General features: G+C 59.4%; 10 protein-coding genes. 4 read left to right on the plus strand and 6 right to left on the minus strand.

What is annotated here, in order from left to right:
- Positions 1–74: 74 nt before the first annotated feature.
- The 3 genes from M504_RS21165 to mutL form a co-directional block, all read right to left on the minus strand.
- Positions 75–863, minus strand: a complete 789-nt coding sequence (locus tag M504_RS21165) for a TIGR03435 family protein (protein WP_156993596.1) — start codon at positions 861–863, stop codon at positions 75–77.
- Positions 864–1,031: 168 nt separating this feature from the next.
- Entirely contained in the window at positions 1,032–3,746 is a 2,715-nt protein-coding gene (locus tag M504_RS21170; RefSeq protein ID WP_052200496.1) for a hypothetical protein, read from the minus strand.
- 244 nt (positions 3,747–3,990) lie between these two features.
- The gene (gene mutL / locus M504_RS07240; RefSeq protein WP_047489592.1) at positions 3,991–6,105 is read right to left on the minus strand and encodes a DNA mismatch repair endonuclease MutL; all 2,115 of its coding nucleotides are present in this window, start codon (positions 6,103–6,105) and stop codon (positions 3,991–3,993) included.
- A gap of 109 nt (positions 6,106–6,214) precedes the next feature.
- On the opposite strand from mutL, the gene M504_RS22025 reads away from it, so the two are divergent.
- Both M504_RS22025 and M504_RS07245 read left to right on the plus strand, forming a co-directional pair.
- A complete protein-coding gene (locus M504_RS22025) occupies positions 6,215–6,355 on the plus strand; it encodes a hypothetical protein (RefSeq protein WP_156993598.1) in 141 nt (46 codons plus the stop codon).
- Positions 6,356–6,415: 60 nt separating this feature from the next.
- Entirely contained in the window at positions 6,416–7,414 is a 999-nt protein-coding gene (locus M504_RS07245) for an aldo/keto reductase (protein ID WP_047489599.1), read from the plus strand.
- A 68-nt stretch (positions 7,415–7,482) separates the two neighbouring features.
- Here the strand turns inward: M504_RS07245 and M504_RS21175 are convergent, their stop codons facing one another.
- The 3 genes from M504_RS21175 to M504_RS07260 form a co-directional block, all read right to left on the minus strand.
- Complete coding sequence (locus M504_RS21175) at positions 7,483–9,324, minus strand: alpha/beta hydrolase-fold protein (RefSeq protein WP_052200497.1); 1,842 nt, start codon at positions 9,322–9,324, stop codon at positions 7,483–7,485.
- A 78-nt stretch (positions 9,325–9,402) separates the two neighbouring features.
- Positions 9,403–10,080: a YceI family protein gene (locus M504_RS07255; protein WP_052200498.1), complete on the minus strand. Its 678-nt coding sequence runs from the start codon at positions 10,078–10,080 to the stop codon at positions 9,403–9,405.
- Positions 10,081–10,203: 123 nt separating this feature from the next.
- Entirely contained in the window at positions 10,204–12,834 is a 2,631-nt protein-coding gene (locus M504_RS07260; protein ID WP_052200499.1) for a patatin-like phospholipase family protein, read from the minus strand.
- 178 nt (positions 12,835–13,012) lie between these two features.
- Here M504_RS07260 and M504_RS07265 point away from each other — a divergent pair, with 178 nt between their 5' ends.
- Both M504_RS07265 and M504_RS07270 read left to right on the plus strand, forming a co-directional pair.
- A complete protein-coding gene (locus M504_RS07265) occupies positions 13,013–13,363 on the plus strand; it encodes a YraN family protein (RefSeq protein WP_052200500.1) in 351 nt (116 codons plus the stop codon).
- Positions 13,364–13,452: 89 nt separating this feature from the next.
- A complete protein-coding gene (locus M504_RS07270) occupies positions 13,453–13,947 on the plus strand; it encodes a hypothetical protein (protein ID WP_047489606.1) in 495 nt (164 codons plus the stop codon).
- The last annotated feature ends 1 nt before the right edge of the window (position 13,948 follow it).

Raw genomic sequence — 13,948 nt, forward strand, 5'->3', positions numbered from 1 at the left:
ATACGCCTTCTGTACAGGAAGCACAGGGACAGGCTGGAAGCGGCTCGGGGCGGGATGTCTCGAGTCGGCGGCTGTCAGTTCTCGTCGGGAAGCTCGAGTGTATCCACGACGAGCACCTGCACCGGCCCAGTGATTGGCTTAAGTTCAAGTCCCAGAGTCTCTTTGACAGCAGTGAAGATGGAAGGCGCATCGTCGGCTGCTGAACCGGGGGACAATTCCGATTTGTCGGCAGACCATTTGAGATGAAAGTCGTACTGCCCTGTCAATCCGGTACGGTTTTCGACGGGACGCCTAAGGGTTCCCGCCAGCCCCTTCGCGAGATCGTCCGTGGTGACACTTTCGGCAGACCAGTTGTATAGATTTCGACCGCTGGACGTCCGTGTGAAAGTGGTCGGTGTGAGCTTGCTCCCGCCCTTTGCCACAACCAACGCATACTCTGGAGCGTCGCGTGTGATCCAGTGGGTCTTGAGGCCGAAACGCTCCTGTAGCACCCGGATCACCATGGCTCTTCTCTGGTCGAGAGTGAGGGCGTCGATGGCCTGCGGTGTGGCGTCGAGGATCTTGCCTTGAATGTCGAAGTGAAGTCTTTTGCCCCAGTCGGGAACGCCATCAATCAAATACTCTTGCTGGTCGAATACGTCCCATAGGGCAACCTGAAGCGTGATGTTCTCCAACTGCAGCATGTCACCACTGTGGTACATGGAGGCCATCGTCGATGAGCCGGTTTTGTTTGGCTTTACGGTCACCGCGTCGAACTTGAGGGGTGAGGTGACGTCCTGGTGAACCTGCTGAGCCCTAAGCCCGTGAACGGTTGCAGGCAGGCTTAAGAGAACGAGAATCCACTGAAGACTGTGCCTGGTCATCTGCAAAACCTCGATGCTCCACTTTGCTGAGAATGACTTGATCGCTGCGCGGCCAGTATAGATTCCCAACCCCGACAGGTCTTCCCGTGGGACTTGCTTACCTACAAAAAGAAAGCCCCGCCCGTGACGATGTCACGGACGGGGGTAGTTATGTTCAGAGTTGGTTGGTTATTCGGGGCGGCGCTTGGGTGCTCCGCCGCGGCCTGGGCCATCGCCCGGTCCCTTGCGGGAGGGTTTGAAGCCTGGCTTGCCGAAGCTGCCGGGGCCACCCTTGCGGTCGCGTCCGAAGCCTGAGCCGCCGAACTTGGCTCCGCCGGGACCTGCCGAGTGTCCGCCGCTACGGAAGGACGGACGGCCTTCGCCGGGTTCGCCGGAGAAGCGAGCGCGCTCGCCACGACCCTCGAAGCTGCCGCCACGGTCTGCACCGAAGGGCTTGCGCGGGCCACCAAAGGACTTACGTTCGCCGAACGGCTTGCGGTCGCCGAAGCTGGGACGGTCACCACGTGGGGTGAAGGGACGATCGCCACGCGGGGTGAACGGACGACGTTCGCCGCCTTCGCGTGGGGTGAACGGCTTGCGGTCGCCATACGAGGGACGGTCGCCACGTGGGGTGAACGGACGGCCTTCACCGCCTTCACGAGGTGTGAAGGGTTTGCGGTCGCCAAAGCTCTTGCGATCACCGTACGGCTTACGGTCGCCGTACGAAGGACGGTCGCCGCGCGGCGTGAACGGACGGTCACCACCCTCACGAGGTGTGAAGGGACGACGATCGCCCCCTTCGCGTGGAGTGAAGGGCTTGCGGTCACCAAAAGGCTTACGGTCGCCGAAGCTGGGGCGATCACCACGAGGGGTGAACGGACGATCACCGCGGGGAGTGAACGGACGGCCTTCGCCACCTTCACGCGGGGTGAAGGGCTTGCGATCACCGAAGCTCTTGCGCTCGCCGAACGGCTTACGGTCGCCGTAGGAAGGACGGTCGCCACGAGGTGTAAACGGACGATCACCGCCCTCACGAGGTGTGAAGGGACGACGCTCGCCACCTTCGCGGTCGCCGAAGCTCTTGCGTTCGCCGAACGGCTTGCGATCACCGAAGGGCTTACGGTCGCCGTAGGAAGGACGATCACCACGCGGGGTAAACGGACGGTCGCCACGAGGCGTGAACGGACGATCACCGCGGGGAGTGAACGGACGGCCTTCGCCGCCTTCACGTGGGGTGAAGGGCTTGCGGTCACCGAAGCTCTTGCGCTCGCCGAAAGGCTTGCGGTCGCCAAAGGAGGGGCGGTCACCGCGAGGCGTGAACGGACGACGCTCGCCGCCTTCGCGCGGGGTGAAGGGCTTGCGCTCTCCACGATCCTCGTCCCAGGGACGTGCAAATTCGTTGCGAGGACGGTCGGTCGTTCCACCTTCGTCGCGGCGGGTGAAGGGACGACGCTCGCGGTCAGTACGCGGGGTAAAGCCTTCGCGGTTGCCGCCAAAGCCACCGGAGCGGCGTTGCGGGGTGAATCCGCCTTCGCGACGCGGCGCAAAGCCACCTTCGCGGCGGGGACGGAAGCCACCCTGTTCGCCTTCGCGGCGGAAGGGCTTGCGCTCTTCCGGTGTGCCACCTTCTGCGGCAAAGCGGGCGTTGCGGGCTTCGATCATGGCGCGGCGGTCGTCGTCTTCATAGCGCGAACGCTGCTGCACGAAGGGTTCCGTGGAGGCTACGGTGTTGTCTTCCGGCAGGCTGTCGAGCGCGCCGGGGAGGAAGTGGGCGGTCTTGCCGTCCAGCACGATGGAATCAAGCTGGCGCGAGGCCGACAGGCCATTCACGACTTCGCGGACGCGCGAACGTGCAGCAAGCGGCGAGAGGAAGATTTCCATCTCGTCACTGGTGGCAGCAACGGTCTGCGACAGGTACAGCGACAGCAGCGCTGACAGCGCCGTGGGCTGGCCCGCGTTGGCGCCTGCCTTGATGTGGCGCAGGTAGCGGCCGCTGGCAACTTCCCAGGTGGCGGGCTCGCCGTCTGCATTCGGGATGGGAACGACGCGCAGGATGGACCACAGCTCGCTGAGAGCGCGCAGAACAGCCGAATCCACGATGCCCTGGCCGAGTTCCGTGCTGAGTTCGTGCGGCGCCATGGCGCCCTTTTCCTTCAGCAGATCGTATGCCTTGGCAGCGAGAGGAGAGACGCGCATCGCGCCGGTCTGGGAGGGTTCGTTCTTGAAGTTCTTGTCACCGCGGAGGGTGTAAATAAACGAAAACGCCTGTGCCGAGCAGACAAAGTCTGGCTCGCCGAGCGAGTTACCAAGGAGGTTCAGCGGCACTGCAGTGCCGTCCTCAACGAGACGGGCAAGCATGCGGCGGACTTCTTCGCGCTCTTCGAGAGAGAAGCCATTGATGGCCTTCGGCGCTTCGACAGCCTCTTCAGCAGCTGCTTCGGCGTCTGCTTCAATCTTGTCTTCTTCGGCGATCTCGTCGCCTTCGTCTTCTGCGAACTCGTCGTCGTTGGAGATCATCACTTCGTCATCGGAAGCTTCATCGTCAGCGAACTCTACAGCGTCGGCAGGCTCATCGTCGTCTTCGTCGATGTCTTCCACTTCGTCGGCGGGTTCTTCATCTTCAACTTCGACGGCGTAGGATTCATCCTCGCTGGGACCGTCGGTCTCTTCGGTTTCTGCCTGGGGAATCCAGTTCTTTTCGGGGCGTCCGAGGACAGCTTCTGAGAAGCTGGGCTGCGGCGCAGCGGCGAACTGGGCGTGGGGCGTGTACGCGACGATGCCGGCTTCGTCGAGCCATGTGCGGAGATCGTCAAGCGTTTGGAGGGCGTTGCCGTCCTGATGCCAAAGGGCCACGCGCGCAAGTTTTAATTGGTTTTGGGTAGGGGTTACTGGCGAAGTTGCCATGAGCGGAGTTCTCTTTCCGGCGCCTGTTCTTATGAGTGGCGCTTACGCATATGCACAGCACAACATGTCGCGGAGACGACCCGCGTTGCTGCCTGTGCTTCTGTATTCGATGTAAGGGGAGCATGGAATGGCTGTGTGCCATTTTCTGATGCTGCCCGGCGGGGTGTCGTCTTCCCGCTGTCCAGAGGAACCTGCATGGTTCGTGGAAGATCCCAAAGCCTGCGGCGATGCTGAGAAGCGCAAACTAAATGCGCTGGAACGCCCGCTGGATCTCTTTATGAGAATAACGCAAAGCGATGGGTCTGCCATGTGGACATGCCATTGGATTCTCAGTTTTTCCCAATTCGTCGAGTAGCCACTGCATTTTGCTCTGTTCCAAGGGCATATTGATCTTCACGGCGGCATGGCAGGCGATGGAAGCGGCGATACGGCGGCGGCGCTCCTCCATGTTATCGGCCTGCGGAGCGTCATCGTCGGTTTGCAGCAGTTCCGCCAGAGCTAGTTCGAGTTCCTTGCCTTCGAGCCCGACGGGAGCGGCCTTGACGGCGAGGGTGCGTGGGCCGAAAGGCTCTGCTTCGAAGCCGTTACGGGAGAGTTCATCGGCCATCTGGGCAAAGTTGGCCATTTGCGCCGGGATGAGGTCGATGAGCAACGGCATAAGCAGGCGTTGGCGTTGGACCTTCTCCACCTGACGTTCGCGCAGGACCTTTTCAAACAGGATGCGTTCGTGGGCGACGTGCTGGTCGATGATCCAAAGGCCCTGCTCGTTGACGGCGAGGATGAAGGAGTTCTGAAGCTGGCCGAGCGGACGCAGGCCGCCAAGGCCATCGAGGCGGGCGGTGTCTTCGATGCGTTCGGCAGCGGGGGCTTGGTTTGGGGTGCCGATGGGCAAATGGGTTGCGGCGTGAGGGTCGCTTCCCGGATATGTCCATGGCGGTGTAGAGGAATGCGGGTCCTTCGACTCCGCTGCGCTCCGCTCAGGATGATTTTCGAATTGGTCTTCCCGATCTTCCAATGGGAAGCTGAAGCGACCGGCTACTGGCGTGGTGGGCTTTGCCGTTAGCGAGAAACCTTCCGCGTCCTGCGCGTCGATGCGGTCGCTGACGCGTTCCAGTTCGCGTTGACGATCCTGCGCCTCCGCTTCAGATATCTGATGTTCACTCCAAGGTGCATCACTGCCGGGGCCCGGTCCGCGCACTACGGGATCGAGATCGAATCCTTCCGTTGCATTCAGGAAGTTGTCACCTGCGCGTGGCGTAATGGGCGGGGCGACAGCCGTGAGGAAGCTGGCTGCGGGCCGCGCTTTCAGCACCGAGTTGCGCACCGCATCCCGCACGAAGTCATGCACAAAGCTGGATTGGCGGAAGCGCACCTCCGTCTTCGCGGGATGGACATTCACATCCACTTCCGCAGCAGGCATTTCGAGGAACAGCAGCACCACCGGAAACGATGTGGGCGGAAGGATGTTCTTGTAAGCCTCAGTCAGCGCGTGAAGGATGAGACGGTCACGCACCTGTCGGCCGTTGACGAAGACGTAAATCGAGCCACGATTGAGCTTTTGCAGCTCGGGCTTGGAGACAAAGCCACTCACACGCAGGAAGCCGGGGGTGGGAGGGACATAGTCTTCTTCGCGTCGCCAGGGTGGGGGTTCGGGCAGACCTGCGCGGGTGAAATCGATCTCCGCTGCGACTGGGATCATGTCACGCGAAACGTCGCCGCCGAGAATTTGGAAGACGCGCTCGCTGGCGTCGCGGACGGCGGGCGCCACGAGCAGCGCGTTCGTCGCGGTGTGAAGTTCGAAATGCTTGTTCGGGTGCGCCAGCGCATAATGCGTGACCAGCGCGGCCACGTGCGACAGCTCTGTCGGCTCCGATTTCAGGAATTTCTTGCGTGCCGGGACGTTGAAGAAAAGGTCGCGGATGGCAATGGTGGTGCCGGTGGGCGCGCCCACATCTTCCACCTTGGTCATGCTGCCGCCGACGATTTCAATGCGCGTTCCGACAGCATCGTCTTCGCTGCGTGTGTCCATTTCGACGCGCGCTACGGAGGCGATGGACGGCAGAGCCTCGCCGCGGAAGCCGAGCGTGGCAATGTGGTTCAGGTCTTCCGCGTTGCGCAGCTTGCTGGTGGCGTGGCGCTCGAAGGCGAGCATGGCGTCGTCGCGGACCATGCCGTGGCCGTTGTCGACGATGCGGATCAGTTTGCGGCCGCCGCCCTCAATTTCAATGCGGATGCGCGTGGCGCCCGCGTCCATGGCGTTTTCCAGCAGCTCTTTAACGACGGAGGCGGGGCGTTCGACGACCTCGCCTGCGGCAATCTGGTTCGCCACCTGGTCGGAAAGTACGCGGATACGGCCCATGCATTGATTTTACGGAGTTCCGGTAGTGGAAAAGAAGGTACGCAATGTTCTGTAGCAGGCAAAGTCTGGGGCAACGGAGGCGTCTAATTTCGTAGCGGAGTGGAACGTTATGGCCGACGAGCAAGGAAACGCGCGCCACAGAAACTTCGACGGGATTTATTTCTGGGGCATGATCACCACCATGCTTGGGATCCTGGCAGTCTTCTGCATTCTCGCCCTGACAAGCCAGGTTCACGTGGGACACGGATAAGGCTAAAAGCCGTATCGCGCCACGCGAATCGTGGGAGGCTCAGACCTCATCCAAGTGCGCATGAGCGTGGATCAAATCAAACTTGGATCACAGGGTGCCGTGGTCAGCCGCGAAGGTCTTGGCTGCATGGGCATGAGCGAGTTTTACGGCGAACGCAATGATGCGGAGAGCGCCGCTACGATTCTGCGCGCGCTGGATCTTGGCATTACCTTTCTGGACACCGCCGATGTTTATGGTTTTGGCGATAACGAAATTCTGGTGGGAAACACCATCAAGAGTCGACGCGACGAGGTATTTCTGGCGACCAAGTTTGCGAATCTCCGTGATCGTTCCAAACCGGATTTCTGGGGAATCAGCGGCAAGCCGGAGTATGTAAAGCAGGCGTGCGAGGCCTCGCTGAAGCGACTCGGCGTGGATGTGATTGATCTGTACTACCAGCATCGCGTTGATCCAGACACGCCAATTGAAGAGACCGTCGGTGCGATGGCGGAACTGGTGAAGGAAGGCAAGGTGAAGTACCTGGGCCTGAGTGAAGCCGGTGCCGAGACGATTCGTCGTGCGCACAAGGTGCATCCCATTACCGCGCTGCAGAGCGAGTATTCGCTGTGGACGCGCGATGTGGAAACAGAGATCCTGCCTACTCTTCGCGAGCTTGGTATTGGCTTTGTGCCCTATTCCCCGCTGGGGCGTGGCTTTTTGACTGGCGCGTTGACCAAGGAAAATTTGAACGATGGCAAGGATGCGCGTGTAGCGCGGTATCCGCGTTTTCAGGGCGAGAACCTGGATAAGAACCAGTTGATTGTGAATCGCATCTCGGAGATCGCAGAACGTCGCGGGGTAAAGCTTGGGCAGTTGGCTTTGGCATGGGTGTTTGCCAAGGGCGATGATCTGGCACCGATTCCGGGAACGAAGCGTGTGAAGTATCTGGAAGAGAATGCTGCTGCGGCTTCTATCAAGTTGAGTGCGGAGGAAGTGGCAGAGCTTGAGGCTGCTGTGCCTACCGATGAAGTGGCAGGCGATCGCTATAACGAGGGCGGCATGAAGACCATCGGTCGTTAACACCGCACGCTTCAAGAGCTAACGAACGCAGCGCTCACTTGAAGTTAGTGGGCGCTGCGTTTTTGTTTCTATAGCGGTGGTTGTGGTGGCTTCTCGGGTTTGTCGACGGGGACTGCGTGGGTTTTCATCTTGCGGCGATAGAGTTTGCCATCGACCGTGACGTAGAGCCAATCCTGGTCGGGGCCACCGAATGCAATGTTATCCACCGGCTTGTCTGGAATGGGGCTGTTGAGGATCATGGCAATGCGGCCGTTCGCCTCTGCGATTTGAACACCGATCTTTGTCGCGAAGTAAACCTGACCAATACTGTCGAAGGCTGCGCCTTTTGCGCCGGTTTCGTCGTCGAGGACTTCGAGTCGGTAGAAGGGTTCAGGGTTGATGGGCTTGCCGTCTTTGTCTAACTGCATGGACCATTGGTGGCGATGTTCGCGGTCTGTGATTACGAGCATCGCTTGATCAGGTGATGCAGTTAGTGTGCCAAGAAGAGACCCTGGAGCTTTAACGGAATTGAACTTGGCCGTTCTTGTAGTGAGGTCTGCCCAATAGATTCGAGTATCTTCACGACTCGTTGGACTCCTGCTTGTGAGCAGGTACACCATTCGATCAGAGAGAGAAAGAAGAGACCATATCCATTCCGCGTGTGGCATCTTCCATTCCTTAAGCTTCTGTAAGCTCGGGGAGTATTCGTCCAACGAGTCATAAAATCCTGGAGCGAGAAGATTGGGTCCTCCATGGAATAGCGTATATGCGCGTGGCCAACCGCCATAGTGTAGTTGCGTGCTTACTTGACCATCGAAGCGATGTAAGTGATCTTCACCATCGACGAAGTACAGGTCGCCTGTTGATGTTGGCTGAAGGTCAGATGCTGCCCAATCGGGGCCAATTTCCTGCCAACCACCAACCGCATCCACAGTGGCCCAGATACTGCCTCGTTTGTCGAAGCCTGCGGTGCTTTGCGCCGCGGGTGGATGGACTTCGATTGTGCCGATGCCGTGTTCGGGGGAGTAGTCGCGCCAGAGCCATCTCAAGGCATCGGGCAATTCGGCGGAGCCTTGCTTAGTGTCGTGGCCTCCGGTGCCGATGGTTAGTTTTGCGTCATAACCACTAAACTGTAGAGCGTCGAAGAGTAACTGGTTCGCGCGTGGCCAGGTGCCTGCGAAGAAGGTGCCGTAAGGTTCGTCGGGAGTGATGTGGTCGTTGGCACCGTCCTGCATCCAGATGCGGATGGGTTTGGGTTCGGTCTTGCGGACGAGTTCGGGCAGGGTGTCCGCGCCTTTCATCGCGACGTACGTGCCGATAAGTGAGAGCACGCGGCGGAACTGGTCTGGGCGATGCCATGCTGCGACGAACGCGCCGACTGCACCGGTGCTGGTGCCTCCGATGGCGTGTGCGTTGGGGTCTTTCGATAATGCGTGACGCTTCTCAACAAAGGGCACAACTTCCTGCATGAGGAAGTTCACGTAGCGATTCGAAAGCGAGTCGTATTCGAAGACGCGTTCGTAGCGGTTCTGCGCATCGGGACGGATGGCGGGTAGCACGCCGGGGTCGATGAAGATGCCGACCATCGGTGGTAGTTGATGCTTCGCGATGAGGTTGTCAAAGACGGTGGCTGCGCGCATGCGTCCGCCGAGATAGCCGCTGCCGTCGAGGAAGACCATGTAAGGCAATGGCTCTGCGCCTGCGTTGGGTGGCAGGTAGATGCTGACCGTGTGTGGTGTGCCGGGATAGAACTGGCCCGGTGGCAGCGTGGTCTTTTCGACCGTGCCGTGCGGGACGTTCTGCACTTCCGAATCGGGCGTGAGCGGATAGGGTTCCTGCGCTTTCGCGGTCAGGGACAGTAATAGGCAGCAGATGAGAAGGGCGGCGCGCATGTGGGCCGAAGTATAGGAGACGAGAAAGACAAAGTGCACGAAGTTTGCTCAGAGTTCACAAACAGTCTGTGAACATCGTGAGGACTTCGTGCACTTCGGTTCTGAGTTGTGCCTACGTTAGCTGCGCTTGAACTTGTAGACCAGTTCCAGCGTGATCTTGTCATCGACGCTCATCAGTCGTGCGAGCGTGGGCTTGGTGAGATTGAAGTCGGCGAAGGTGAACGTCGCCAATGCACGGCCTGCCACGGTGGACGAGCGCGGATCGAGCGTTGCGATGCCCTTGAACGTGACTGGCTTGGTGACACCATGGACAGTGAGGTTGCCGGTGAGGGCCACGCCGACCTGACCGGTGGACGGCACCATCTTCGGAACGCCCGTGACGGAGGTGGGGACGAAGACTGCATCGGGGAACTTATCCGTCTCCAGCGTGCGGTTGCGGATGTAGCCATCGCGCATGCCCTGGTCGCTGGTGAGTCCCTTCAGGTCGACGGTGAGCTTGGAGTTGGGCGCGATGGAGCCGTCCGGCATGATCTGGATGGTGCCCGTAACACCCGTCGTGGTGCCAACAGCTTCATTCGGGAAGTCGATGCCGGCAAGCTGTTCGGTGACGCGGTAGCTGGCGGACGAACCTTCAATGATGTCGAGCTTAGCGCCCGCGGTGGGCGGCGGAGGTGGGGGCGGCGGTCCACCACCGGGGCCTCCGGGACCACGCTGCCCGCCTCCGGGGGCCTGAGCTACGGCGAGCGATGCGCTGAGGGCAAGAAGGGCGGCGGGCAGGATGCGCCGAAGGGACATGGTTGGTCTCCAGAAGAAAGTTCGGATATCTGATGCTGTGCAGAATAGACGATTGCCAGAAGAAAAGGCCGCAGAAAAAATCTGCGGCCTTTTCGAGATTGTTCCATTTCAGATCTTCCGCCGCTAGAAGAACCTTCCCAGGGTGAAGACGAATTTGCGGTGGTCGTGATCGCCGATTGCCGGACCGAAGGTGAGCGCACCGATGGGTGTTTCCGCCGCCAGCCCAAAGAAAACGTCCTGCCGCATGAGCGTGTCGCGGTCTGGTGCGTACATGCGGCCTAGCTCATACGTGCCGATGATGTAAATGCTTTGCCCCAGGGGCATGGGCAGTTGGGCGATGCGTCGGAAGTAAGCAGGACGAATCAGCATGTAGTCTGTGCCGCGGTATTCATCGTATGCGGATGCCGTCAGACGCAGCGGTCCACCGAGCGTGAAGCGGAAAGGATCGGCGACCTGACGATTGCCCATGGTGCCGCCTTCCAGACTGAAAGACACGGTGTTGTTGTGCCCAAGGTCGTAGAAGTATGCACCAGAAGCCTGAAGAACCGGTGCGTTCACAGTGTTAACGGTATTGAACAGATATCCCGCGGACACATCAGTACGCAGACCATGACGCGGCACCATGGCACGATCCTGCCCGTTGAAGCTGTACTGCAGACGCACCTGTTGAGAGTTGCCATGGATGTCAGGTTGACCATCGCTACCAGTACTGAGGTTCCAGAGTTGATGGGTCATCTGGTAACCGAAACGCCACTCGGTGAAGTGGCTCTGGCTATAACCAAAATCCACACCACCACCGGCTGTCTGCGTCAGTCGATCTGAAACTTTGTGCTGGTCTACCCATACGGGCTCCAGTGTGCGATAGAGCTGGAGACGTGGCGCAATAAAGAAGTTGTGATCGTTCGGGCGCCAGTAGTATTCCGGTACAAACTGTGTGACACGACCGATCCGCATCAACAGACGACCTTCGCTCTTGTATGTGCCAAGATCCTGCTGCGTGAAGATGGCATCGAGAGTGGCACGATTGGTACCGCCGGATTGAGAAATGATGTTTGCACCAAGCAGGAGATACGGTGGACCACCAGGACGGTCACGCACCACCATGTTCAAGTCCACATCACCGGGTCCTGCGATATAGCCGGGCTTGGTTGCGATGGCAGTGGCGACCTTGCGCGCACTGCTGGGAGCGACGGTTTCAAAGACCGGCTTCGGTTCTTTCTTCTTCGATTCCTTCTTCTCTGACTTGCCGGGAGGAACGGTATTGTTAGGAGTCTCGGCCGGCTGCTCTGCCGCTTCCACCATTTCTGGCAGCGTATCGTCCCCGGGGCCGCGTTTTTCGTCGGGATGCAGCAATTCTCTGCCCTCGACGTGACGGCCTACGTTGGCCGGTCCGGTGATTTCGGTATTTAGCACCTGACCCGGCTGCGAGAGGAAATATTCCGTGTTGTAACGACCGTCGCTGCGGACTTCGTTCAGCTTGGCCTCTACCTGGTCTGTCTTCAGCTGCTTGCCGGGCAGATCGTCCACCGTCTCGCGAACACCGACAGCACTGTGATTGTTTGGCGCATAGATTTTGACCGACGCGATGTTGCGCGGTGGACGCGCTTCGCGATGCTCGCGGTGGGCCATGTAGACTTCCCACTCCTCGTCGCTGACGCGGTACTTCAGGAGCTGCGGGGCCATCTTTTGCGCGGCAAGGTAACCCGCCTTCGCCAGGACATCGGCCTTGGCATAATCCGAAGTACCAGCACCGGCAGGCGCGACGGGTTCAATGAGAACGTCTGCAAGCTGCCGGGAACGAACTTCGTTGCTCCAGGAAGCGACAGAAAAACTGCGACCCAAAATGCCGAGGAGCGAACTGGTATCGCCCACGCCCGGAGGCGTCAATGGCAGCGAGACGGCAAGCACTACATCCGCATGAAGCTCGCGTTTCACCAGATCCGTAGGTAGGTTCTCTGTCAGCGCGCCGTCCACGTAGATATGGCCGCCATCTTCCAGCGGCGGAAACAGACCGGGGATAGAGATGGAAGCACGAACCGCTTCAGCAAGCGGGCCTCGCGTAAACACCGCTTCGCGGCCAACGAGAATATCGGTGGCTACGCAGCGAAATGGCAGTGGCAGATTGTTAAACGAGAAGTCTGCGCCGTAGGGCAGGAACTGTGCGTTCAGAAACTGGTTCAGGCCGTAGTCAAGCAGAACACCGTTGCGGATGGAAACACCGTGCTTCAAACCAAGGTTGAAGCCTCCGGGAAGAAACCGCTGGTCTTCGCGACGACGAAAGTTCAACTGACGAAAATCCGTGTCGATGCGAAAGACCTTCGAGAAGACCGTATCGCTCGTAAGCGCGGAGATCTGATCTGGCGTGTGTCCTGTTGCATACAGCGCACCAACCAACGAACCCATGCTGGTGCCCGCGATAACGTCCACGGGAATGTGATTTTCTTCCATCCATCGAAGCACGCCGATTTCACTGAGAGCGAGCGCACCGCCACCACCCAGCGCGAGGCCGATACGTTTACGACCGAGATCCGGAAAAGGATCGCCCGGAGAGTTGGGCGCGCCATTGCCCTGCATGGGGGGTGGAGCCAAGGCGCCCTGAGGCGGACCCTGCTGTGGGGTCGTTTGTTGATTGGAGCCGCCGCCGGAAGCAGGAGCCTGCACTGTTCCGTTTGCCTGGGCAGACAATTCGGGTAGGAAAAGCCCTGCCATCAACGTGCAGGCCAAGAGGCGGCTGTAGCTTCCGGAAAACATCATCCCCATGATTTAGCAGGTTGGATGCAGAAACGCTCCGTGACGACTGTCAGATTTGACATACTGGACGCGAATGCTGCGATTACACCCCTTAGTTGCTCTGATGGAACGGCTTACGGCAATCTCAACGCGCTGGCACGACCAGCGAAGAGGCGTAGATGGCGCGACCATGCGAGGCCACATGGGTGAAGATGCTGCCTATTTTCATCTGCGCCGACAGGGATTCAGGGTTGTTGCACAACGTTGGGAGAGTGACTTTACGCCAGGCGAAATTGACGTTGTGGCCTGGGAGGGCGAGACGCTGTGCTTCATTGAGGTGAAAACACGCAGGCAGAACTCCCCCGTTGCCGCAGAAGCCGCGATCGATGGTGACAAGCAACAAGCAATGGAGCGCCAGGCGGATGCGTATGTACGCGAACTACCCTGGCCCGACGGGCGCAGGCCGAACGTGGCCATTCGCTATGATGCCGTGCTGGTACATCTGCGCGACAAAGGCAGACCGGATGTGCAGCTGATCCGCAATGTCTTCTGAAACTTTCAGGCGCACGTTGACCAATTTCCACCGCCGCGGTGTCTAATGCTTCAGAGGCGGCAAAGACCGCCCAGGAAGAGGAACGATCCATGACGCTGATGAATGCACCTGTCTACGACGCCGGAAAAGCCAAACGGATGCGTTATGCGCTGATCGGCGCGGGGATTCTGGTGGGATTGCTGATTGTCGCCACGTTTGCGGGCTTCATCTCAGGACACGGATGGCTCTTCAGCAACATGTACACGGAACATCGCGTGAATAAATTCCTGACCGCGATCGAGCAGAAGGACTTTGCCACCGCATACGGCATCTACCAGAACGACAGCGACTGGCAACAGCATCCAGACAAGTACAGCGGCTATTCGCTGCAGCGCTTCACGGAAGACTGGACGAAGTACTCACCGGTTGGCCCCATCCAATCGCACAAAGTGGATAAAAGCGTGAGCGATGGCTCCGGAACATTCGGCACCACACTGCTCGTGGCAGCTACGATCAACGGCGATCCGAATAAACGACTCTTCATCGCGGTGCAGCGTAGCGATGGCACGTTTACCTATCCCGCGCCGCACATCTTTGCGTATTAAG

Source organism: Terriglobus sp. TAA 43, from assembly GCF_000800015.1.
In the GTDB taxonomy this organism is placed as follows: Bacteria; Acidobacteriota; Terriglobia; order Terriglobales; family Acidobacteriaceae; genus Terriglobus.